The following is a 22,177-nucleotide window of genomic DNA, read 5'->3' as shown; positions in this document are numbered from 1 at the left end:
TTTTGATGTTTTAGTCATTAGTCCTTTGTCATTTGTCATTAGTCCTTTGTTCTTTGTTCTTTGTGTAAGTACTACTGACGCATGACTCATGACCGATAACTACTGACTGTTAACTTTCTTAAACGGCGATCTTTTTGGTTTTTGCTTTTTGGGCTGAATTTTCTCGTAATCTAACTCCTTAAGCTTTTTCATAATTCTGTTGAAGTACTCTTGCAGGTAACTTTCTACGGTCGTGGTTTCGTTTGGTTCTAATCCAAAAACTTTGTAAACCTCGTCCATTGGGGCATTTAGCGGTCTACCACTCGCTAGGACTTCTGTAAAGGCAAGTCTGTCTGCTACGTTCCATCCCCACTGGAAGAAGCGTATGACTCGGCGCATGGTACGCAGTAAGTTGATAGGCATCCGCGTGATCCGTGCTTCTTTTCCAGATAAACGTTCGCACACACGAATGATTTCCTCGGCACTCCAAGCACGAGTCCCCACCACTGGAAAAGTTTGCTTTTGAGTTTCTGGCACCTTCAAGGCGCGGATGGCAAATTTAGCAACATCCTGAGTATCCATGTAGGCAATCGGAGAAGACTCTCCTGTGACCCAAACAGGTTGTCCTTCCAATATGGGAATTCCATATTGCCCAATTAAGCCTTGCATAAAGCCAGCAAGCCGCAATATGGTATAATTCAAACCCGATTCAGCCAAAAATAGTTCTGTACACCGCTTGATTTCCATCAGCGGCACTTCTGGATACTTTTCGGCATCGAGTATGGAGAAAAAGATAAAACGCTCTACACCCGCAGCAACAGACGCTTGTATCAAGGATACTTTGCCATCCCAATCCACTTGTCTGATACTCAGTGAATCTGTAGGACGAGATGTTGACGCATCGATGACTGCTGTGACGCCTTCAAGTGCTGCGTTCAGTGTATGAGGATAACACAAATCTCCCGGTACGAGTTCCGCACCCCATTCTTTTAGAAATGTGGCTTTCTTGGCACTCCGGACAAGACAGCGGACTTTATACCCCTCATCGATCGCACGACGAGCCACTTGCCTTCCCAAAGTACCAGTGGCACCAATTATTAATAATGTCATGAGAGCTTTTTACAAATTTTAAAGTTTTATGAATAAAATCTTATCAGAATGATCTCTGTAAACAAAACTTTACATTTTTCTAACAAGTGTATACGAGACACAGAGGCTTCTTAGGTGCCTCTTGCCTCGATTTTGAGCTTCCCTACAGGGATTCCTCTTCTCCACCCTGAACTTTGAGCAACAACTCACCCAAAGCCCAGCCCACAAAGATTAAACCGAAGGACAACAGCGCTGCATTCAAAATTTCGCCGCCCATGAGTGTCATTCTCCTTTGAACATTGTTTAATTAAGTTAAGTCTACCAGAGCCGCAAAGAGCTGCCATAGTATTAGATGTATGTGAAACATTGTAAAGCTATACTGCTTATACAATTATCTGTATGTCCAAGTTTAATGAAAAAAATATAACATCAGTGCAAAGCCGCCCACGCTTGGCATTGACCCTGGGAGATCCGGCGGGGATTGGCTCAGAGGTGATTTTGAAAGCTCTTAGAGACCCGGAAGTTAGCAAAACCTGTGACGTGACAGTGGTGGGTAGCCGGGATTTACTAGTAGAGACTTATACCAAACTACAAGCCGAGAATTCTCAGCCGTTGGCAAATCCAGCAGAGCTATCAATACTTGATGTGCCGTTAGATAAGCACATACAGGATGAAATTATCATCGGGACGGGTAATGCGGCAAGTGGTGCGGCTAGCTTTGCTTATATGGAAACAGCGATCGCCTCCACGGTTGCAGGACAGTTTGATGGTATCGTCACAGGTCCCATCGCCAAATCAGCATGGAAGGCGGCGGGGTATAATTACCCTGGTCAAACGGAACTTTTAGCCGAAAAATCCGGCGCAAAGCGTGTGGGAATGTTGTTTGTAGGGGAATCGCCCCACTCTGGCTGGACACTCCGCACACTGCTTGCGACCACACATATTCCTTTAAGTCAAGTAGCTCAAGTATTAACTCCACAGTTGATGACGGAAAAACTTGATTTGCTGGTGGAGTGTTTGGAGAAAGATTTTGGTTTACAAAGCGCGAGGATTGCGATCGCTGGTTTGAACCCTCACAGCGGCGAACAGGGACAATTAGGACACGAAGAACAAGATTGGTTAATTCCCTGGATAGAGCAAGAACGTAAAAACCGCCCAAACTTACAGTTAGAGGGTCCAATTCCACCAGATACAATGTGGGTCAAGCCGGGTCAAGCTTGGTACGGTAGCATTGAGCCTTCAAAAGCAGCCGATGCCTACCTTGCACTGTACCACGACCAAGGTTTAATACCCGTAAAGCTGATGGCATTTGACAGAGCGGTAAATACTTCTATTGGTCTTCCTTTTGTTCGCACCTCACCGGATCACGGGACGGCGTTTGATATTGCGGGTAAGGGAATTGCTGATGCTACGAGTATGAAAGCAGCGATACTGTTGGCGGCTGAGTTGGTATCTCAGAGGCTTAAAATCATGTAAATGGTTAAAAAGAAGCGACCGAGAGAACATATCATAGCCGACCTGAGTGTCAACCATGTTGAAAGATATGTCTTCCTATGTGGTTATTCTGTTGAGCGAATGGAGTATGATTATGGGTTTGATTTAGTTATATTCACTTATGATAACAATGGTGAAATTGAAAATGGACAGATTTACGTACAGCTAAAGGCTACAGACTCCCTCAAGGTTCTTGCAAATCAAGATACTGTTACCTTTCCCATAGCACGCTCTGACTTGGAACTTTGGCTCAATGAGCCTATGCCATGTATCCTAATTGTGTACGACGCTCAGTTAGATGTAGCTTATTGGCTATACTTACAAGCATATTTTGAGAATTTAGAAGGCTTTGATTTATCTCAAGTAGGACAGTCTGTTACAGTTCGCCTGCCTAAAAAGAATTTAGTGGATCAAGAAGCTATTAAAAAATTTGCTAGATACAGAGATGATGTTTTGCGCCAGATAAAAGGGGTAATTCGCCATGATGCATAGAGATATTATTTTTAGTGATCTAGAAAAATACCTGTTGAAGCTAGGTTTTACTACCTTACCAACGACTGGCTCTCAGAAAGTTTTTCAGTATCCATCATCGGGAGTACTTGTCATTTTACCTGCTTACAAGCAGCAAGCATATGTTCATCCTGTTCATTTGGTAGCTGTACGCCGAATACTCATAGAAAACGAGTTAATTGATAAGAATGCTTTCGACAGTTTCTTAGATAAGGTGGCAAGCTAACAAGCGCTTTACTTTTAATGGCAATTTTAGAAGAGTTGACGCTTCCATCCTTAAAAAGACTATAGGAACAGGGATGATGGCTAGAAGCACAAGTTATCACGAAAAACTGATTAAAGACCTCAAAGATCCATTGGAAGCAGCAGCTTATATTGAAGTCGTTTTAGAAGAGGGCGATCCGAAAATGTTAAGTAAGGCGCTAAAAAATGTTATTGAGGCGCAGGGTGGAATTAATAAGCTTTCAGCACAAGTCAAAGAATGTTACAAGAAACTTGACCTGATGTTATTGGAGAAGAAAGAAGTTGAATTTTATTGTCTCATTGCTTTATTAGATGCGTTAGGGTTGCAGCTAGCAGTAACAGTTAAGTCAATCTGAGGCGAAAATCCAAAATCTCAAACAGATGTTGCAACGCTTGTTTGTATACATTCCTATCTATCTTAAGAAAGTTTTATAACTTTTCATCGAGGTTATTTCCCAGCTTCAAGTAAAGGTAATCTGCGTGTCCCAGTCATTCACTTGTAGGGTGGCTGGTAACTAATCTCCGTTGTCACTCAGTGTTGTACTTTTTTGACTTTCGCTCCCACTTAAAATACAGACTCTGCTCCTCAACCTCATCTATCGCTTCAGTTTCACCAATGAGGTCTTGATTTTTCTCCTCCAATTCCCGCATATATTGCCTGAGTACACCCCCAACACCAATGGCTCTGGTTCTGTGCAACTGGCGGGTTAACTCCAAAAACCATTCGACATCAGCCACTAAGTCTGACTCCTTCACCTGATACTTGAGAATTTCTGGGATGAGTGCTTTAGGATCGTGATGCTTGGCGATCGCACTGACATGAATAACTGGCTGGTAATCAACCCGCAAACACTGCTGCCATAATGCTACCCACTTTGCATGGGAAAGATATTGATGACTGAAATACGAAGGCGGTACCATTGCCAAAATATGTAAATGTGGGTGTGCCGATACTCCATCTCGACCCCTAGTCACTTCTATTGACTTCACCCAACCTTTCGCAGACCATGACTTCAATTCAGTCAAGCGCTTAAAAGCTTTGTTGATTAAATCCAAACTTTCCCGTAGTTTTGAAATTTTGCAGTTCTTTACTGTTAAGGTGATAAACAGCCAACGATACTTAGGGTAATCTGCGACGACTTGGGGGAGAATCTTGTAAGCCTTTGCTTTCCACATAAGAGAGCGTCGCCACTGACACACAGGACATTGACGAACCCGACAAAAGCGAGCATCGGATAGTTGTAACTTGAGAATACCTTCTGATTCCTCTGGCAGCAATCGAAACTCTAGCAACTCTGAACACATTCTTATCCGCCAAGCATACTGATTGAAGCAACCTTCACCTGCGCTTGCATAATATTTGGAAACTTTGTCAGCATTGGCTCTATGCTTGTCCCAAGTTGTGCCTATTTGGGAAACGTCGGATAATTTCAGTAAGTTTTTACTTTCTTGGCACTTACGCTGAAGCGATAAATTGAAAGTAATCGAGCTTCTGTCAGAGGCTACAGCAGACACAAAATCCCCTAATCTTTTTAGTTTGGTATCGACAACCCAAACTAACACGGTGTTTTATATTTATATTTCAGTGAAAATCCTGAAATATATTTAGATATAACTTTTAATTAATCAGCAATAAATAGTAAGTTTCAGATTGAAAAACAATTATTATATAGCAATTCTATTTCATTTGTGTTGGCGCAGCCTGCGCGTAAGCGCAGAAATTGAGTTTTTCAGATCCCCGACTTCGTAAAAGTTGTCGGGGATCTTGTTTTTTCACAAATCCAAGGGCTGACTCCTATATAAACATTTCTCTCATCAAATTTGCTAATTTTAGTTTCAACTACTTGCAGAAAAAGCACCGTTAAGTTATGTCATAAGTAAAAAACACAATATTTGGCTGAGTAACCCCTGATGCTTCATAGTGGGTTAATCTTTTATAGGATGGGAAAAAATTCGCCCCAGAATTTAGTAAAAAGATGTTTTGACTAACAAGTCTACCATTAGATAGACATTCTCAATCTTCATTCTCAAGAAAGAGCAATTCGGCTCCTCTTGTTGGGTAAAGTTTGAACAGTCAATACAATTCTTGCAAAAGTACTTAACAAATCAGGCGTTGTGATATTACCCTGTTTTCCTCTTAAATAGAGGATGAAAGAGCTGGAGAGGCTGTGCTGACTAATTTGGAGACGCGCAGTCCGATCGCGTTTGTTTGTATGTTAGCGCACAAAGGCTTTTGCAAGGTGTCTAATCTAATTAGGGAGGAACACTATGGTGGAATCAGGGAAAGATACAGTGGAAGCAGCAAAGAATGCTGTGGAATCAGCAGCGAAGAAGACTGTGGAATCAGCCAAGAATGTAGTAGGCGATGTTATTCCGTCACAACCACCAATTGATGCCCAGTCTGATGTTCATGTCCTCAAGTCTCGTTTAGAATGGGGTGAACCAGCTTTGACAATTCTGGATGTGCGCGATCGCGATGCCTATAACCAAGGTCGTATCATGGGCGCTATGCCTTTTCCAGTTGATCAATTGGTAGACAGAGCAGGATCTTTAGCTAAAAGCCGTGATATCTACGTTTACGGTGAAAGTGAGGAACAAACTGCTCAAGCTGCACAATTGCTGAGAAATGCTGGGTATGTACACGTATCTGAACTCAAAGGCGGTTTGGCAGCATGGAAGGCAGTCGGCGGTCCTACCGAAGGAACTCTAGAATCAAGAACTCCCCCTGGCGCAGATGACTACAATGTTGTAGACCGTTTAAAAAATCACGCAGAAACACAGCAAAAACAAGTATAGTTTTTAGGCAATAGTCATTAGTTCCTATTGACTAATGACTATTAACTAATTACTGAGTTGTTAATGTTCAAACAAGTCTTTGAATTGCAACAAATCCAAGGAAACTATCGTTGGTAAACACCGAAAGCATTCTTGAGCAAGTTCTAAGCGTTCTTCCCGTTTGAGCATTTCTGCGAGTTTCTGCTGTACACCAATGAGATAGCGCACATCGTTGGCGGCGTAACTGAGTTGTGCCTCGGATAAATTAGCAGCGTTACCCCAGTCAGAACTTTGAGCGCTTTTATCGAGTTCCACTTGTTCCAATTCCTGCACCACATCTTTGAGTCCGTGACGTTGGGTGTAGGTACGGGCTAACTTACTGCCAATTTTGGTACAGAAAACAGGAGCAACGTGAATGCCCAAATTGTAACGCAGCGTGGCAATGTCAAAACGCGCAAAGTGAAAGACTTTGAGGACATTCGCAGCTTCTAAGAGTTTTTTTAAGTTTGGGGCATCAGTTTGACCTTTGGCAATACGAATTGCAGTGACTTTGCCCTCAGTGTTGCACAGCTGGACGAGACACAAGCGATCGCGCTGCGGTAGTAATCCCATCGTTTCGGTATCTACAGCAATGACCTCAGCTTGTAGATAATGAGATAAAGCATCGTCACTAAGGTCGCGATCGCAAACCTGAAAATCTTCCATGAATCAGATTAAGTTCGGTGAAACACCTATATTATCTACGTTTCTTGTGAGCGCTTAAGCGCTGATATCTATTGCTGCGAAGGAAAATTTGCGTCAGATAAACTTCCCCTTCGCTATTGGTTGCTACACCAATTCCAGTCATATTGTAATTGCCTTTGATGTTAACGAGATGTCCGGGACTGTGGAGCCAACCAGTCACAGCTTCCTGCGCGGGATCGCTATACCCTAAGTTAAAGGCGACATTTTCCCCTGCACTTCTGTAACGAATAGGAATAGCACCGACTCTCTTGACAAATCCCTGATGGCTAAAAGGAACTTTACCCCTAGCCATATTTTGACTGTGAATCCTTGCTTGTTGTGAGATTTTTGCATCTAGCGAGAGCTTTGGCAAACCCTTGGAAGCTCGATATCGATTAATTTGGTCAAAAACTGACTTTTCTAAATCAGTAGGCTTAATAGTAACAGGTGATGTCACTCGAGGTGACGACATTGACAACACCTTACTGTACTCTGATTTCTTTGTAGAGGTTTGACCTACTATAGAATTGGATAATAATGCGCTGCCAAGGAAAAGCGTACTTAAAGCTATGCCAAAAGCAGTTTGTCGGAACATGGAAAATTAAGTAATGTGTAGAGTTATCAGACGCACACCGTCAACGACCTAAGCGTTGAGTGCAACCCCCAGGCACTAAAAGGCAGGGGCTTGTAGTTCACAGTAGTTGACCAGTTCAAGTCCGTCAAAGGGCTACGTTTACGGCAAGTGTTTAAGAACTCACCTTGGGGTGCGTGCCAGCCCCAAGCTCTGAAACTAGATTGTTAAACGTCCAATGAGGTTAAGGCAGTGTAATCTGGTAGTTTGCGACCGTAAACATGAACGAGGCAAACCTTACCCAGAGATGGGGTTTCCCGGAAACGGGATTTTTCGGATAAGTTCGACGAGAAATAAATTTCCCTAAGCCCTGACGGGCACGCTGCGCGAACGGGCTTCATCCCCATAAATAGAATTTAGGGGCTTCCGCCCTTCAATATCGGTGATTTTTTGTTTTTTGTATATATCCGTATACTTTTCAGGATTCCAGAGGTTAGGAACTCATTGCGTATCAAAGTAGCCGCGCCAATAGTTTTTCATGCTCATTTTAAAAAGGCAAAGTCATTCATAATAAAAAATACACATCCATTTCTGTAGTTATCCGGACAAATATCCACATTGCGGGAGTAGACAAACAAAACCCTCCTTATGAACTGCGTCCATACAAAACAGCATTCCTTGTTTTGAATTGTTAAGGTTCAAACAAAAATTTTAAACAAAAAGTTTAACTCTCTGTTTGTAGCACCCGCAGCACCCGCGCAATATATTCTGCACGCCACTGCTCTCTTTCCTTGGCTACCGAGTCGTCTGGCTGGTATGCTTCAATGTCGGCGATCGCTAAAATATCTTTAGCTTCAAGCAAACGTTCGATAGTGTCGAGACGTTCTCGCAGCACAGACACCTCACCGATAAGAGCCATAACTATTGCTAGCACCTTATCGGTTTGAGGATCATCAAAATAAACAGGTCGTTTTCCCTTTGCCGTTTTACTCATCTTAGAAATCCCTGTCTACTTGATTGCTGCGACAATAAACCAACTACCTCGACTACCTAACCTACCATTTTGAGAATTGTTGCTAGATACTTTTGCTTGCCATGCACCATTAGGGACAAACTTCTGAATAACCTTATCAGATGCAAAACCAGCCTCAGTAACTAACGCTGCCAAATCCAAATCGCGCATAGCACTCCAGAAAGGTTCATTATTGTTAGCAGTTTCCCAATCGTACACGAAAGCTGTGTACGCATCCATGTGACTGTACAAAGGTGCTTCCACATGGATCATCATCCCTCCGGGAGCCAGCAGACGATAACACTCATGCATCACATTCCGAATGGCTGGTTTAGGAATTTCATGTAGTAAAATATGCGAAACCACCAGGTCAAACGACCCATCAGCAAAATTGGTATGTTCAGCATTTTGCTGTGAGAAGTGTACCCGTTTACCCAAGGCTTCCGCACGAGCATGAGCGTAACGCAACATCGGCGCACCGATATCTATGGCGTAGACATCTGCATCAGGGTAAGCATCCACGTATGGTAGGGTACTGTGACCGACAGAACAACCCATGTCAAGAATTTTTTTTGGTTGAAAGTTGGGATACTCTGGCTTGAGGTAGTTCTCGACAATAGACAGTCCCATGTCATCGTTCAATGGTCCTAGCCAACCGACACCATAAACATAAGTCCCGCGATCATAAATTGCACCAGCAGCAACATCGTTTGTCGCAAATTCACTGTGATATCCACCAGGCATACAGTGAATGTCTACCGCAGTTTCGTAAGCGGGAACTTGGAAATTAGGATCAAGCGTTAAAGTACCGAGTTCGCCACCCTTATCTTTAGCTCGTTCTATCAGATCTGGTAGCTGTCTCTCAACGCTAGCGTTTACCGCATCCCATAACATCTCTTGGTTAAGACGCTTCAGCGCACCCCACCAACGATATTGCGGTTCTTGCTGCATAACCTTCCGGATTTCATGACGGTTCTGGGGAGGACGCTGATGTTCCCGCTCAAATCTTGGCTTTGCTACTGTTTCATAAATAACCTTATTGCCAGGAGCGATATTCTGAAAAATGTGCTTTTTCAGACTTTGAACAAAGTTTTGCCGTGCCAGCTCGTCGTGTGTGGCTTGCGGCAGCATTGGGTGTATGAATTGTTTGTCCATCAGAGTTTCCCTCCTACATAGAACTTATCCAGGGTACGGGAGTAGTAGTCATGGACAAGCTAGAATGACATAACGACCATAATTATATATAACTCTCTCTCCCTTTAGTTCTCAGCATCTCTTGTGCTTCGTTAAATTAAATTTATGTCTTCATCCAATCCCAAATCCTCTGAAAACCGTCTTGTCTACCGGGAATTTGGCAACGATAACTCCGCCGCCCTACAAAGACCAACATCTCCTGCGCTAGAAAGACCAATACAAGAACTACCCCCTCAACAGCAAAATGTGCGCGTGCAAGCTACCCGCGCCGGACGCAAAGGGAAAACTGTAACTGTGATTACTGGCTTTCAAGCCAAACCAGAAACCTTGCAAGCGTTACTGAAGCAGTTGAAAACTCAGTGCGGTACAGGTGGTACACTAAAAGACAACGAAATTGAAATTCAAGGCGACCAGAAGCAGAAAATTTTGGAGATTTTGCTCAAGCTAGGTTACAAAGCAAAAATTAGTGGTGGTTAGGGAGTGCAGTTTACCGAACACCAGAAATCTGCTGCTTGAAAACATAAATGTTATCTTTAATAAGTACAGAAATCCTGCTCGTTTTGATATTCATAGGAGGGAGCGATGGATTTAGTTAGAATAATTTGTGCTATTTTTCTACCACCTTTAGGAGTATTTTTGCAAGTTGGTATTGGTATAGACTTTTGGATTAATATAGTTTTGACACTTTTCGGTTATATTCCTGGCATTGTTCATGCAATCTGGGTAATTGCTAGAAAGTGAATGTATAGTTAAGAAACTCAAACAAAAGAAAAAAGAAAGAAAAGCGAAGAAAAAAGCCAAAACTTTTTGGCGTTGAATATTTAAATTAGGGTGGGCAATGCTCACCTTTTTTGCAATTTAAATGATTTGTGAACAAACAAGATCCCCGACTTCTTTAAGAAGTCGGGGATCTGAAGAAGCCAAGAGAAGAGAGAATTTCACAATGATTTAGGATTGCTATAGAACTGGTGCAAGATGATGACAACTTCTCCCTTAAGAAAAGATCTTCACGAAGAAAACCGTTTGTCTTGGAATGAAGCTACCAAGGCGCACAATAGCCATAAGGGTGATCAGGCGAAGTTTTTTCGTTTGGGAGGAAGCACTCTGTTTCCTGAAGAAAAAGAACTTTTAGGCGATATTGCTGGGTTATCTTTGGTTCATCTTCAGTGCAACGCTGGGCAAGATACTCTAAGTTTGGTGCAACTTGGTGCTGTCGCCACTGGTGTAGATATAAGTGATGAGGCGATCGCCTTTGCTCAAAAACTCTCAGAAGAATCTGGAATTCCAGCGTCCTTTTATCGTGCAGATGTGTTTGATTGGCTAGAAGAGACAGCAAAGCAAGGCAAGCAATTTGATATTGCTTTCTCGTCTTATGGTGCGGTTTGTTGGATATCTAATCTTAACGTTTGGGCTAAGGGAATTGCAGGAGTTCTCAAGTCTGGCGGGCGCTTCGTTTTAATAGAGTTTCATCCCGTGGCTATGATGTTTGATAAAGATTTTAGCCACAAGTTTTCTTACTTGAGTGAGGGAAAGCACCTGACTTGGGAAGATGGTATAAGCGATTACGTAGCCGAATCTGGTACAAGCTTGGCTCCTTGGGGCTATGAAACTGGTATTGAGAATTTTCGCAATCCCCACCGTTCCCATGAGTTCCAATGGGGTATCGGCGATATAGTCACGGCGCTGTTGCAAGCTGGACTGACTCTGGAGGTTTTGAAAGAGTATCCTTACGCCAATGGCTGCAAGCTGTTTGAACGGATGCGGGAAGCACCCGGACGCCGGATGTTTCCGCCTGAGGATGTGCCGAATTTGCCACTGATGTATGGAATTGTAGCTAGGAAAGCGTAATAACCGTGTTAAAATCGCCCCGCAGTCTGAGCGTGAAGGGGACTGGGTATTGGGGATTAGCCCCTCGACTTCGCTCGGGGCTAACGTTGAGCGAAGCGTTCGACTGAGCGCTCACGCCGAAGTCCGAAACGTTAGGGATTAGGGATTGGGTTTACATAAGTCCTTCTCACTGTGATCGCTTCACAGCTGCCAAAATAAATGCGATCGCTTCTTCTGTGTGTTCCTCAATCATTTCTGGATTAAGGCGATCAATATCAGGTGTTAAGTGTTTCCAGTTTTCATGCACTGTGAAGTAAAATAGACAAACGCTCAAAATATGAGTCAATGCCAAAAATGGCTTGAGCGGACGAAAACATCCTTCTGCCATGCCTCTCTCCAAAACCTTAAGTAGGTGTTTGTGAAGATTTAAAACATTGCATTCCCTAAAATAAGCTCCTTGATTTTGACTAGCTTCTTGAAACCAGAGCATTTGGCGCTGAGGGTTTTTAGCTTCATTTGAAATTGCGATGCGAATAATCTGCTTAAGAGCTTCTTCTGAGGAAAAAGTATCAAAGTTTAATTGCCCAAGGATAGCTTGCACTTCATCGACTGGGCGTTGCAAGACTGCTTTATACAAGTTCTCTTTGTTCTCAAAATAGTAGTGAAGCGTTGCAGTTGTCACCTTGGCGTGCTCAGCGATCGCACTCATCCGCGTACCTTTTAAGCCATGTCGTGAGAATTCTTGCTCTGCGGCATTCAATATTTGTTGCTGCGTCACTTCAGCATCTCGAAATGGGCGGACTGATTTAGCAACTCGTTTACTTGATCGAACCACAGTATCTTGATTCATAGTTTGTCCTTCTATCGTACCAAAAAGCTACGATTACTGAAGATGTTCAATCTTTGAATTGACGCACCAGTAAGTTATTGATAAACTTACTAATTAATTAGTAAGTTATTTTGGGCAATTATGAAGCAATTGCAAGGTGCACCGTGGCTTTTGACACATCGTTCAATGCTAAAGCCCAATAAACCCATGAAAATTTCTCTGTTGGGCAATGATTACGTTCTTTGGCAAAACAGTGATGGTGCGATTAGTGCCTTGCCCAACGCTTGCCCTCACATGGGCGCAATGCTGTCAGAGGGATGGTGTGTGACAAAACCCGATGGCAGTAGCGCGATCGCCTGCCCTTTTCATGCGTTGGAATTTGACCATTCGGGTTGCACAGTCCTGCCTGGTTCTAACAAACAAACTAAATCGTTAATGCAGCCGCTAGAGTTAATTATCGAAGGTGATTTTATTTGGTCTTACGGAGGACATGAACCGAAGATACCAATTCCAAACATCATGAATGAGATTACAGCAGAGTATCAGTTCATCGGGGTTACGGGTGAACGCAGCATTCCGACTGATATTTTGAGCTTGCTGCTGAATATGCACGACTACAACCATCAAAATGGTACGCATCGAAAATTATTTGAGATTGAACAAGTCCAGGTGAAGCAGTTCATCGACGAAGGGTTACATTCTCATGCCTACTTGTCGCAACCCAGGAAAAAACCTACATTTCGTGACATTTTGAAAAATCCCGGTCTGCTGGCGATGCCAAAAGTGTTGGAAGCTCATCTAGAAAACTTCTTTCCGTTCATGGGATTGATGCACGGTGAGAATAAGCTGCTGAGCCTGAAAGAATGTCACTTCTATCTTCCAGAAGCTGAGCATCAATCTCGTGTGTTTGTGTTGATGTACATGAAGGCGCATTCTCCGATTGCACACTTGATCAAAGGCAATCTGCTGAAGTTAATTAATGTGGTTGTGGATCAAGACGCAAAGATTTTAGGTAAGATTTACGCCAATACACCGCAGCGAATTAAGTTAAACAATGAAGTGGGAATGGATTGGGTACGGCGAAATTTTGAAAGCTTTCCAGGTGTTGCCGAACCAAATCTATCTCGGTAGTTGCCAGCAACATAACAATTCGGGGCAATGTATTGATAAGGAATAACCATGTTAAAATCGCCACGCAGTCTGAGCATAAACTTTGAATCATAGATATGCGTCGCTTTTTTGCCAACACCTCCATATTGTTTTTACTAGCTGCTGCTTTTGGCACTTCTAGCTATGCTAAAGCTGAAAATAGCCACAGGCAAATTGTGGATCAAGCTTGGCAGATAATTAACCAGAAATTTGTTGGTACAAATTTTAACAGTCAAAATTGGCTGCAAACGCGACGAGAGGTTTTGTCTAAAGACTATACAACCAAGCAAGCAGCCTATGACGCTATTCGTGTGATGCTGAGAAAACTTAACGACCCTGAAACCCGCCTTCTGGATGGTAAGCAGCTTGCCAGTGTTGAGATGGAAAGCAGTGGAAAGTTCATTGGCGTTGGTCTGATAGATTTTTCAGTGGACAGCGATGAAAAAACCAAAGAACTAAGGGTAGTGACTGCCATATCGGATACTCCAGCTGCCAGAGCAGGTTTGCAACCTAAGGATATTATTCAGGCAATTGATGGTGTACCCACCAAAACTCTGAGTCATGATCAGGCGATGATGCGGCTGCGAGGTCAAGCAGGTACTCAGGTAGTTTTAACTGTACGCCGTCAGGGCAAGACCTTTGATGTACCGCTTTTACGTGAAGCTATCTCTGTGCAACCAGTACGTACCTCGCTCAAGCAGGAGGGAGGCAAAATTATTGGTTATATTGCCTTAACGCAGTTTACGCCTAATGCATCTCAGGAAATGCGTAATGCTGTCAAAGAGCTACTGAATAAAAATGTAGACGGTTTTTTAATTGACTTACGCAATAATCCTGGTGGCTTGCTTCAGCCTAGCACGGAGATTGCCAGTCTTTTCTTAAATAAAGAACGGGTTGCATCGATTCGAGATCGTACAGGAAGCTTGGAAGAAATTCAGACAAGTGGTTCCAAGCTCACCAATAAACCTGTAGTAGTCCTGGTTAATGATGGTACTGCCAGCGCCAGCGAAGTCTTAGCGGGAGCGCTTCAGGACAACCGTCGCGCGTTGTTAGTCGGAACCACCACCTTTGGTCGAGGACGGCTTCATGGTGGAGAGCAATTGTCTGACAACTCTGTTGTTTTGGTATCCGTCGGCAACTTGTTGACTCCTGCAGGACGTGACATTAGCCGCTTTGGCATAAAGCCAGATTACGTGGTTGAAATTCCACAAGCAGTGCTTGAGAAATGGACACCAGCAAATATTGCTACGCAGAAAGATACTCAGTACACCCAAGCACTTGCAGTTCTGATGCAGCGCATTTCAAGATTGAAATAGTTGAGATTTTGACCAAGCTACAGCGATTTTCATTTGGATGAAGTACAAATTCATCTGTGTCCATCTGTGTCCATCTGTGGTTCCATAATTCTTTGATGTATTACACCCAGTTGCAAACCGCTATAGCTTACAAACCTAACATCAGCAGTGATTAAGGTAGTTTACGCGCCGCCAAATACTCGTACATCTGCCAGCGTGCATCCACCTCGGCTTGCGCTGCTTCCAACAGGCGCTGAGCAAGGGGGGGTTTGCTCTTGGTGAGCATTTTGAAGCGATTTTCTTGGTACATCGACTGTTCTACTGGTTGCTTGGGCGATCGCATATCCAACTGCAAAGGATTCTTACCTTCTTTTTGTAAGTCAGGATTATACCGATACAGCAACCAACGACCTGAATCTACCAAAGCTTTCTGGTGACTCATCGCTGTCGTCATGTTGATACCGTGGGCGATGCAGTGGCTGTACGCAATAATAAGCGATGGTCCGTCGTAAGCCTCTGCTTCTAAAAATGCCTTGAGAGTATGTTCATCACGTGCCCCAAGCGCTACACTCGCTACGTAGACATTCCCGTAAGTCATGGCAATGAGCCCTAAGTCTTTCTTGCCTGCTGGCTTGCCACTGGCGGCAAACTTAGCAACTGCTGCTCGTGGGGTGGCTTTAGAGGATTGACCGCCTGTGTTAGAATATACCTCTGTGTCCATGACCAAGATGTTGACATTGCGACCGGTGGCAAGCACATGGTCAAGTCCACCAAAGTCAATATCATACGCCCAACCGTCACCGCCAACAATCCAGACACTTTTCTTAACTAGATAATCAGCGATTGATTTAAGATTTTGAATTTTAGATTTTAGATTGTTATTCTGTAGAGACGCGCCATGGCGCGTCTCTACATCAGACGCGCCATGGCGCGTCTCTACATCAGCGAGGATTTTATCTAATCGGTGTTTTAACAGCTCAATCCGTTCGCGTTGTTCGTAAATATCTGCTTCAGTGTTTTGCTGGGCATTTAAAATAGACTCAACAAGGTTATCATCGCCAATTTCAGCGCTTAATTTTTGCAGGAGTTCAGCGGCGAATTCGGCTTGCTTATCTAAGGAGAGGCGGAAACCAAAACCAAATTCGGCGTTATCTTCAAATAAGCTATTAGACCATGCGGGACCTTTTCCTTCGGCGTTCGTTGTCCAAGGGGTTGTCGGTAGATTTCCACCGTAGATTGAAGAACAACCTGTGGCGTTGGCAATAATGGCGCGATCGCCAAACAATTGTGTGAGCAATTTCAGATATGGCGTCTCACCACAACCACCACAAGCACCTGAGAATTCAAACAAAGGTTCTTGCAGTTGTTGTTGGCGAATTTGATTAATTTTAAGCCCTTGACGGTCAGGATTTGGCAAACTTAAGAAAAAGTTCCAGTTTTCGCGCTCTTGCTTCCGCAATGGCAACTGTGGTTCCATGTTAATTGCCTTGCGTTCTGGCTGGGATTTATTCTTGGCAGGGCAAACATCTACACAAATACCGCATCCTGTGCAGTCTTCTGGGGCAACTTGAATAGTAAATTTCTGTTCGGCAAAGTCTTTATCTTTAGGGCTAACTGACTTAAAAGTTGCTGGCGCGTTAGCTAATTCACCCGCTTGATAAACCTTACTACGGATGGCTGCGTGAGGGCAAACCATGACACACTTGTTGCACTGTACGCAGACATCAGTGTCCCAAACAGGAATTTCTTGTGCGACATTGCGTTTTTCCCACTTGGCAGTCCCTGTAGGAAAAGTACCATCTGCAGGTAACGCACTGACGGGCAATTCATCCCCTTGCCATGACATGATTTTGCCCAGGACTTCCCGGACGAATTCGGGCGCGCTTACGGGGAATTGGGAATGAGGAGATGAGGGGGATGAGGAAATTATTTCCCCTGTCTCCCTTGTCTCCCTTGTCTCGCTTATCTCCCTTGTCTCTACTTGGACTTTATGCAAATTATCTAAAGTTCTGTCTACAGCTTCCAAGTTCTTGCGGACGACTTCCGCCCCTTTTTTGCCGTAAGTTTTTTCGATCGCTTGTTTGATTTTGGCGATCGCTTCTTCTTGTGGCAACACACCGGCTAATGCAAAAAAGCATACTTGCATTATCGTGTTAATCCTTGCCCCCATACCACTTTCACGAGCAACCTGATTAGCATCGATGACGTAAAACTTCAGTTGCTTGCGAATAATTTGCTCCTGCACTTCGACTGGGAGATATTCCCAAACAGTATCAGCATTGTAAGGACTGTTGAGCAGAAATGTTGCCCCAACAACAGCCGCTTTCAATACATCAATGCGTTCTAAGAATACCGATTGATGACAACCAATAAAGTTTGCTTGGTCAATCAGGTAAGTTGAACGAATTGGTTGTGAACCGAAGCGCAGGTGCGAAACGGTTATCGAACCGGATTTTTTGGAGTCGTAGACAAAGTAGCCTTGGGCGTAGTTGTCTGTTTCTTCACCTATAATCTTGATTGAGTTTTTGTTTGCACCAACTGTACCATCGGAACCTAACCCGTAGAACATTGCCCGTACAACGTTATCCGGTTCTATGGAGAAGTTGGGGTCAAATGCCAAAGAGGTGTGACTAACGTCGTCATTAATACCGATGGTAAAGTGATTTTTCGGTTTTGCCTGAGCAAGGTTTGCAAAAACTCCCTCCACCATCGCTGGGGTAAATTCTTTCGAGGAAAGACCGTAACGACCACCAACAATTTTAAGATCGGGGGAAATTCTGCCACTCCCTCGTTCCCGATCTGCCCATGCTGCTTCATAAATAGCAGCCACTACATCTAAATAAAGGGGTTCACCTACACTACCTGGTTCTTTGGTGCGGTCAAGAACAGCAATTGCTTTTACAGTAGCAGGTAGAACGTCTACAAATCTTTTGACATCAAAAGGACGGAACAGTCTGACTTTGACAACACCAACTTTTTCCCCACGGGCGTTGAAGTGATCTACCGTTTCATGCACTGTTTCACACCCGGAACCCATAAGTATGATAACCCGTTCTGCATCAGGGGCACCGTGGTATTCAAAAATGCGGTAATGTCGTCCTGTCCGTTCCCCGAATTGATCCATAACCTGTTGGACAATGTCGGGACAAGCGTTGTAATAGGGATTAATGCTTTCGCGTTCCTGGAAATAGACATCAGGGTTTTGGGCGGTTCCGCGTAACACAGGGTGATCTGGGGTTAAAGCGCGATCGCGGTGGGCAAAGACTAATTCATCATCAATGAGCGATCGCAAGTCGCTATCTTCCAGTAGTTGAACTTTCTGAATTTCATGAGAGGTGCGGAAGCCATCAAAAAAGTGCATAAATGGCACCCGCGCCTTAAGGGTGGCTGCTTGAGCAATCAGGGCAAAGTCATGGCTCTCCTGTACTGAAGCGGAACACAACAAGGCAAAGCCAGTTGCACGGGCTGCCATGACATCACTATGATCGCCAAAAATAGACAGGGCGTGGGTTGCGAGTGTGCGAGCTGCAACGTGAATAACGGCACTGGTGAGTTCACCTGCAATTTTATACAGGTTGGGAATCATCAACAGCAATCCTTGGGATGATGTGAAAGTCGTGGTGAGACAACCTGTTTGCAATGCCCCATGCACCGCTGCTGCTGCTCCGCCTTCACTTTGCATTTCAACCACACTTGGAACGGTACCCCAAATGTTGGGACGACTTTCAGATGACCAAGTATCTGACCATTCACTCATTGACGATGAGGGGGTGATGGGATAAATGGCAATCACTTCATTTAGGCGGTAAGCAACGCGAGCAACAGCCTCATTCCCATCTATCGTTGCAAAGGTTTTGTTCATCATTCCTCCTGTTAGTTTCCCCAGATGCCAAAATATCTACATTGCTAATTGCTAATAGCTCATAGATAATTCCCTAAGCTTCTTAGCCCTGGGTAATCTTCAAATTTGATATCAAATGAAAGTACTGCCCCACTCCGACTTGCAGCTTGCACATTTTGGCAATCTCATTTTTTATCAATTAAGTATTCCTTTAGACTGCATAAAGGAAACTATGAATAAAATAGTTAGAAATAGCCAATGCAACGGAACTTGGTAGACTCAAATTAATGAAGCGAAATATTAATTTAATATTTCTCTGTAGCTTTTTGTCTCATTTTGCTTCAATGTACAGACAATTTGCGACTTTGAGTCTAACTCTAAATCAATCTTTCATACAATTCAGTATCTCACGCTATCAATTGCATTGATTTGTGTGAATTAATAATGTACTCAAGAAGAGAAAATACCAATTAGCAATAGTTTCAAATAATAATAAAAAATTTTTGGGGTAGAGGTGCGGGAAATTTTTGCTTACAGGAAACCGAGATTATAATAAGTTTAGAAAAATACTATGAAAAATACTATTATTTTTATTTCCGTCTTCCAAAGATTGTTGCGTCATGTTTGTGCCAGTGGCACTGTTAAAATTTGGTACTCTATCAGATTATTTGGAACATCTGTGCAAAAATCGCAACACCCTCTCTCCCCTTACTCGCTGCTCCCTGCTCAGAGCAGTCTTAATGATAAGCCTTTTAGTATTTTTAAGAATGAAGGAAGAAAGCTCTTGAGGCACTTGGAGAAAGAGAATTATTGAACAATCACTCTTTCTCTTCAGAGGATGTTTGTAAAGTATCTATTCTTACTAGACGTGGCGACTGTAAGTCGCGGCTATACAGACAAAACCCGCCTACGCGGGTTTAAAACCCTTAATTTTTGGTTAGTCCGCGCAGGCGGACTTCGCTTGTGTAGTAGCGAATTATATTCGCCCAAAACTTTTAAAACTTCTTTGAAAGAAACGATATAACAATAAGATAGTCAGGAGTCACACAGTATCAATGTATTAATGTTGATTGTCAAACAATTTTGACTTTTGACTTTCGCGCAGCACTACTAGTCGTCGTGAAGTTTTCCGTAATTACAGATGTTTGTACTGAAATACTCCTTTGGATGCGTATGTTGATTTTCTTGCAACTATATATTCATGTGACGTATTAAACCAGTAGAATTCGTTCAGAATCCGTGAGTGAGGGGAAAATGACAGAAGAAGATCGCAGCGTCAAACTTGGGGGGAATGCTGACAGCAGTGTCATTATTCCTGGTAATAGCAATACTGCTACTATTACTATTACCAATTACTATTACCGTGAAAATACAACATTATTCCCTGTAGAATATACGGATGCCGCTGACGAAAATCTTCCCTGTCCTTATCGCGGTTTGTTTCACTTTGGTCCCGATGATGCGGAGTTTTTCTTTGGACGTGAGGTATTTGTAGAAGAACTATTCGCTGCGACTCAAAACCGTAATTTTATACCCGTTTTAGGTGCGTCGGGAAGTGGGAAATCTTCGGTGGTGTTGGCAGGATTAGTGCCAAAGCTGCAAAAAGAAGGTCACTGGCTATTTACTCACTTCCGTCCGGGTTCCGACCCTTTTTATGCTTTAGCTGAGGCACTTATTCCACTTTATAGATCGGAGTTAGATTCTACAGATAAGATGACTCAGGCTGGGAAGTTAGCCAAATCTCTCAATGAAGGAGAGCTTTCTTTAGCTAAAGTTTTTAGTAACATCCAACGTAAATATCCAAATTATAAAGTACTTCTGATTGCGGATCAATTTGAAGAAATTTATACTTTATGCGCGGATCATAAAATCCGCCATAGTTTTCTAGATAGTTTATTAGTCAGCTTTCAATCCTCTGCTTATCAGTCCCAATACAATCATGTACTAGTTGCAACCATGCGGGCAGATTTCTTGGGGAATGCTCTGTCATATCCCCCTTTTGGAGATGTATTGAAAAGTGATATTAAGCTGATCAGCTCGATGAAGCATGATGAACTATCACAGGTGATTGCAAAGCCTGCTGAAAAGTTGGGGGTGACATTTGAAGGGGGACTGGTGGAACGCATTTTGGATGATGTGGAAGATGAACCGGGGAATTTACCTCTTTTGGAGTTTGCGTTAACGGAATTGTGGAAGCAGCGAAAGGGTAAACTGTTAACCCATGCAGCTTATCAGCACATAGGGAAGGTACAAGGTGGGTTGGCTCGTCATGCAGATCACAATTATGGTAAGTTGACCGCAGCCCAGAAAGAACAGGTACGGCGGATTTTCATCCAATTAGTGCATCCGGGTGAAGGCAGACAAGATACACGACGAGTGGCAACGAAAGCCGAATTGGGTGAAGAACGCTGGAAATTGGTGACACAGTTGGCGGATGATCGATTAGTCGTCACCAGTCAAAATGCTGCTAACCAAGAAACTGTGGAAGTTGTTCATGAAGCGTTGATTCGTAATTGGGAAGAACTGGGAAAATGGATGAAAGCAGACGGTAGCTTTCGCGCTTGGCAAGAAAGGCTGCGGTTCGCAATGCTTCAATGGCAAAAAATGCAACGGGATGAAGGGGCATTGTTGCGGGGTGCAGTGTTAAAAGAAGCGGAAGAAAAGCTGAAACAACGCCGAGAGGAACTAAGTGCAGGGGAGAAAGAATTTATTCAAGCTAGTGTTGCACTGCGTCAAGGTAGTCAGCAGCGAATTTATTTGAGGTTGGGGGGGATTGGGAGTATCCTTTTACTGGCGGTGGGGTTTTGGGGTTGGTGGAATCATACACCTTCCGGGCAATTGACTCAAATTCGCTGGAACTTGACTAATATGAGTCAGCAGACGAGTCCTGAGTATCAATCAAAAGCGGCTGTCGCCTTTGCTAAGGATGAAAATTCTGCTCAAGCCTTGAAACTTGTCAACCAGATTCAGGATTCCGGTAACAAAGCCGATACCTTAAGAGCCATTGCCCAAGCCTATGGCAAGCTCAACCAACCCCAAAAAGCCGCTCCCTTGCTCGAGGAAGCGATCGGCTCTGCCAACAAGATTCAGGATTCCCAATACAAAGCCGATGCCTTAAGAGCGATTGCCCAAGCCTATGGCAAGCTCAACCAACCCCAAAAAGCCGCTCCTTTGCTCGATAAAGTGATCGCCTCTGCCAACGAGATTCAGAAATCCGATGACAAAGCAATAGCCTTAAGAACCATTGCCGAAGCCATTGGCAAGCTCAACCAACCCCAAAAAGCCGCTCCTTTGCTCGATAAAGTGATCGCCTCTGCCAACGAGATTCAGAAATCCGATGACAAAGCAATAGCCTTAAGTGCCATTGCCGAAGCCTACAGCAAGCTCAACCAACCCCAAAAAGCCGCTCCTTTGCTCGATAAAGTGATCGCCTCTGCCAACGAGATTCAGGATTCCGAATACAAAGTCGATGCCTTAAGAGCGATTGCCGAAGCCATTGGCAAGCTCAACCAACCCCAAAAAGCCGCTCCTTTGCTCGAGAAAGCGATCGCCTCTGCCTACCAGATTCAGGATTCCACTTCCAAAGCAATAGCCTTAAGTGCCATTGCCGAAGCCTATGGCAAGCTCAACCAACCCCAAAAAGCCG

At 43.7% G+C, this 22,177-nt stretch carries 20 protein-coding genes; 11 read left to right on the top strand and 9 right to left on the bottom strand.

What is annotated here, in order from left to right; all coding sequences use genetic code 11:
- Positions 1–99: 99 nt before the first annotated feature.
- Entirely contained in the window at positions 100–1,089 is a 990-nt protein-coding gene (locus AACT52_RS40315; RefSeq protein ID WP_073635713.1) for an SDR family oxidoreductase, read from the bottom strand.
- Positions 1,090–1,231: 142 nt separating this feature from the next.
- A complete protein-coding gene (petM, locus tag AACT52_RS40310; RefSeq protein ID WP_073635712.1) occupies positions 1,232–1,345 on the bottom strand; it encodes a cytochrome b6-f complex subunit PetM in 114 nt (37 codons plus the stop codon).
- A gap of 122 nt (positions 1,346–1,467) precedes the next feature.
- Between petM and pdxA the strand changes: the two genes are divergently transcribed.
- The 4 genes from pdxA to AACT52_RS40290 all read left to right on the top strand — a co-directional run bounded on the left by pdxA (position 1,468) and on the right by AACT52_RS40290 (position 3,671).
- Complete coding sequence (gene pdxA / locus AACT52_RS40305) at positions 1,468–2,544, top strand: 4-hydroxythreonine-4-phosphate dehydrogenase PdxA (RefSeq protein WP_073635711.1); 1,077 nt, start codon at positions 1,468–1,470, stop codon at positions 2,542–2,544.
- Complete coding sequence (locus tag AACT52_RS40300; RefSeq protein ID WP_073635710.1) at positions 2,545–3,054, top strand: DUF4365 domain-containing protein; 510 nt, start codon at positions 2,545–2,547, stop codon at positions 3,052–3,054.
- On the top strand, positions 3,044–3,298 hold the full coding sequence (locus AACT52_RS40295) for a type II toxin-antitoxin system HicA family toxin (protein ID WP_233154186.1): 255 nt from the start codon (positions 3,044–3,046) through the stop codon (positions 3,296–3,298). The genes AACT52_RS40300 and AACT52_RS40295 overlap by 11 nt, the downstream gene beginning before the upstream one ends.
- A gap of 76 nt (positions 3,299–3,374) precedes the next feature.
- Positions 3,375–3,671: a helix-turn-helix domain-containing transcriptional regulator gene (locus tag AACT52_RS40290; protein WP_073635709.1), complete on the top strand. Its 297-nt coding sequence runs from the start codon at positions 3,375–3,377 to the stop codon at positions 3,669–3,671.
- 172 nt (positions 3,672–3,843) lie between these two features.
- Here the strand turns inward: AACT52_RS40290 and AACT52_RS40285 are convergent, their stop codons facing one another.
- Positions 3,844–4,878: a protein rep gene (locus AACT52_RS40285; protein WP_083630765.1), complete on the bottom strand. Its 1,035-nt coding sequence runs from the start codon at positions 4,876–4,878 to the stop codon at positions 3,844–3,846.
- Between the two features lie 705 nt (positions 4,879–5,583).
- On the opposite strand from AACT52_RS40285, the gene AACT52_RS40280 reads away from it, so the two are divergent.
- Positions 5,584–6,111 (top strand): rhodanese-like domain-containing protein, encoded by a 528-nt coding sequence (locus tag AACT52_RS40280; protein WP_083630764.1) that lies wholly within the window; start codon positions 5,584–5,586, stop codon positions 6,109–6,111.
- A 60-nt stretch (positions 6,112–6,171) separates the two neighbouring features.
- On the opposite strand, the gene AACT52_RS40275 is transcribed toward AACT52_RS40280, so the two are convergent.
- From AACT52_RS40275 to AACT52_RS40260, 4 genes are all read right to left on the bottom strand, one after another.
- Positions 6,172–6,795: a ribonuclease H-like domain-containing protein gene (locus AACT52_RS40275; protein WP_073635708.1), complete on the bottom strand. Its 624-nt coding sequence runs from the start codon at positions 6,793–6,795 to the stop codon at positions 6,172–6,174.
- A 31-nt stretch (positions 6,796–6,826) separates the two neighbouring features.
- Positions 6,827–7,408, bottom strand: coding sequence for a CAP domain-containing protein (locus AACT52_RS40270; RefSeq protein WP_073635707.1), 582 nt, complete (start codon positions 7,406–7,408; stop codon positions 6,827–6,829).
- Between the two features lie 700 nt (positions 7,409–8,108).
- A complete protein-coding gene (locus AACT52_RS40265) occupies positions 8,109–8,378 on the bottom strand; it encodes a hypothetical protein (protein WP_073635706.1) in 270 nt (89 codons plus the stop codon).
- Between the two features lie 15 nt (positions 8,379–8,393).
- The gene (locus AACT52_RS40260; RefSeq protein WP_073635705.1) at positions 8,394–9,551 is read right to left on the bottom strand and encodes a class I SAM-dependent methyltransferase; all 1,158 of its coding nucleotides are present in this window, start codon (positions 9,549–9,551) and stop codon (positions 8,394–8,396) included.
- Between the two features lie 144 nt (positions 9,552–9,695).
- Between AACT52_RS40260 and AACT52_RS40255 the strand changes: the two genes are divergently transcribed.
- From AACT52_RS40255 to AACT52_RS40245, 3 genes are all read left to right on the top strand, one after another.
- On the top strand, positions 9,696–10,067 hold the full coding sequence (locus AACT52_RS40255) for a translation initiation factor (protein WP_073635704.1): 372 nt from the start codon (positions 9,696–9,698) through the stop codon (positions 10,065–10,067).
- Positions 10,068–10,172: 105 nt separating this feature from the next.
- Positions 10,173–10,331 carry a YqaE/Pmp3 family membrane protein gene (locus AACT52_RS40250; RefSeq protein ID WP_073635703.1) on the top strand — a complete coding sequence of 53 codons (159 nt, stop codon included), beginning with the start codon at positions 10,173–10,175 and terminating at the stop codon, positions 10,329–10,331.
- 234 nt (positions 10,332–10,565) lie between these two features.
- Complete coding sequence (locus tag AACT52_RS40245) at positions 10,566–11,438, top strand: class I SAM-dependent methyltransferase (protein ID WP_233154185.1); 873 nt, start codon at positions 10,566–10,568, stop codon at positions 11,436–11,438.
- 166 nt (positions 11,439–11,604) lie between these two features.
- Here the strand turns inward: AACT52_RS40245 and AACT52_RS40240 are convergent, their stop codons facing one another.
- Positions 11,605–12,267, bottom strand: a complete 663-nt coding sequence (locus AACT52_RS40240) for a TetR/AcrR family transcriptional regulator (protein WP_073635701.1) — start codon at positions 12,265–12,267, stop codon at positions 11,605–11,607.
- Between the two features lie 120 nt (positions 12,268–12,387).
- On the opposite strand from AACT52_RS40240, the gene AACT52_RS40235 reads away from it, so the two are divergent.
- On the top strand, positions 12,388–13,377 hold the full coding sequence (locus AACT52_RS40235; RefSeq protein WP_073635700.1) for a Rieske 2Fe-2S domain-containing protein: 990 nt from the start codon (positions 12,388–12,390) through the stop codon (positions 13,375–13,377).
- A gap of 95 nt (positions 13,378–13,472) precedes the next feature.
- A complete protein-coding gene (locus AACT52_RS40230) occupies positions 13,473–14,711 on the top strand; it encodes a S41 family peptidase (RefSeq protein ID WP_073635699.1) in 1,239 nt (412 codons plus the stop codon).
- A gap of 151 nt (positions 14,712–14,862) precedes the next feature.
- Here AACT52_RS40230 and nifJ read toward each other — a convergent pair whose 3' ends face one another.
- Positions 14,863–18,552, bottom strand: coding sequence for a pyruvate:ferredoxin (flavodoxin) oxidoreductase (gene nifJ, locus AACT52_RS40225; RefSeq protein WP_073635698.1), 3,690 nt, complete (start codon positions 18,550–18,552; stop codon positions 14,863–14,865).
- 1,233 nt (positions 18,553–19,785) lie between these two features.
- Here nifJ and AACT52_RS40220 point away from each other — a divergent pair.
- Positions 19,786–22,177: tetratricopeptide repeat protein (locus AACT52_RS40220; RefSeq protein ID WP_073635696.1), on the top strand; the 2,392-nt coding region annotated here is incomplete at its 3' end.

The organism is Scytonema sp. HK-05, from assembly GCF_963872035.1.
Classification (GTDB): Bacteria; Cyanobacteriota; Cyanobacteriia; order Cyanobacteriales; family Nostocaceae; genus Kalymmatonema.
The sequence above is the reverse complement of the archived record's forward strand: the minus strand, read 5'-3'. Positions and strand labels throughout refer to the sequence as shown.

Coding starts and splice junctions, on each gene's coding strand:
- AACT52_RS40275 (WP_073635708.1), bottom strand. CDS start 6,795: ATGGAAGATTTTCAGGTTTGCGATCGCGACCTTAGTGACGATGCTTTA.
- AACT52_RS40255 (WP_073635704.1), top strand. CDS start 9,696: ATGTCTTCATCCAATCCCAAATCCTCTGAAAACCGTCTTGTCTACCGG.
- AACT52_RS40270 (WP_073635707.1), bottom strand. CDS start 7,408: ATGTTCCGACAAACTGCTTTTGGCATAGCTTTAAGTACGCTTTTCCTT.
- AACT52_RS40245 (WP_233154185.1), top strand. CDS start 10,566: ATGATGACAACTTCTCCCTTAAGAAAAGATCTTCACGAAGAAAACCGT.
- AACT52_RS40290 (WP_073635709.1), top strand. CDS start 3,375: ATGGCTAGAAGCACAAGTTATCACGAAAAACTGATTAAAGACCTCAAA.
- AACT52_RS40300 (WP_073635710.1), top strand. CDS start 2,545: ATGGTTAAAAAGAAGCGACCGAGAGAACATATCATAGCCGACCTGAGT.
- pdxA (WP_073635711.1), top strand. CDS start 1,468: ATGTCCAAGTTTAATGAAAAAAATATAACATCAGTGCAAAGCCGCCCA.
- AACT52_RS40315 (WP_073635713.1), bottom strand. CDS start 1,089: ATGACATTATTAATAATTGGTGCCACTGGTACTTTGGGAAGGCAAGTG.
- AACT52_RS40295 (WP_233154186.1), top strand. CDS start 3,044: ATGATGCATAGAGATATTATTTTTAGTGATCTAGAAAAATACCTGTTG.
- AACT52_RS40280 (WP_083630764.1), top strand. CDS start 5,584: ATGGTGGAATCAGGGAAAGATACAGTGGAAGCAGCAAAGAATGCTGTG.
- petM (WP_073635712.1), bottom strand. CDS start 1,345: ATGGGCGGCGAAATTTTGAATGCAGCGCTGTTGTCCTTCGGTTTAATC.
- nifJ (WP_073635698.1), bottom strand. CDS start 18,552: ATGAACAAAACCTTTGCAACGATAGATGGGAATGAGGCTGTTGCTCGC.
- AACT52_RS40260 (WP_073635705.1), bottom strand. CDS start 9,551: ATGGACAAACAATTCATACACCCAATGCTGCCGCAAGCCACACACGAC.
- AACT52_RS40235 (WP_073635700.1), top strand. CDS start 12,388: ATGAAGCAATTGCAAGGTGCACCGTGGCTTTTGACACATCGTTCAATG.
- AACT52_RS40230 (WP_073635699.1), top strand. CDS start 13,473: ATGCGTCGCTTTTTTGCCAACACCTCCATATTGTTTTTACTAGCTGCT.
- AACT52_RS40240 (WP_073635701.1), bottom strand. CDS start 12,267: ATGAATCAAGATACTGTGGTTCGATCAAGTAAACGAGTTGCTAAATCA.
- AACT52_RS40250 (WP_073635703.1), top strand. CDS start 10,173: ATGGATTTAGTTAGAATAATTTGTGCTATTTTTCTACCACCTTTAGGA.
- AACT52_RS40265 (WP_073635706.1), bottom strand. CDS start 8,378: ATGAGTAAAACGGCAAAGGGAAAACGACCTGTTTATTTTGATGATCCT.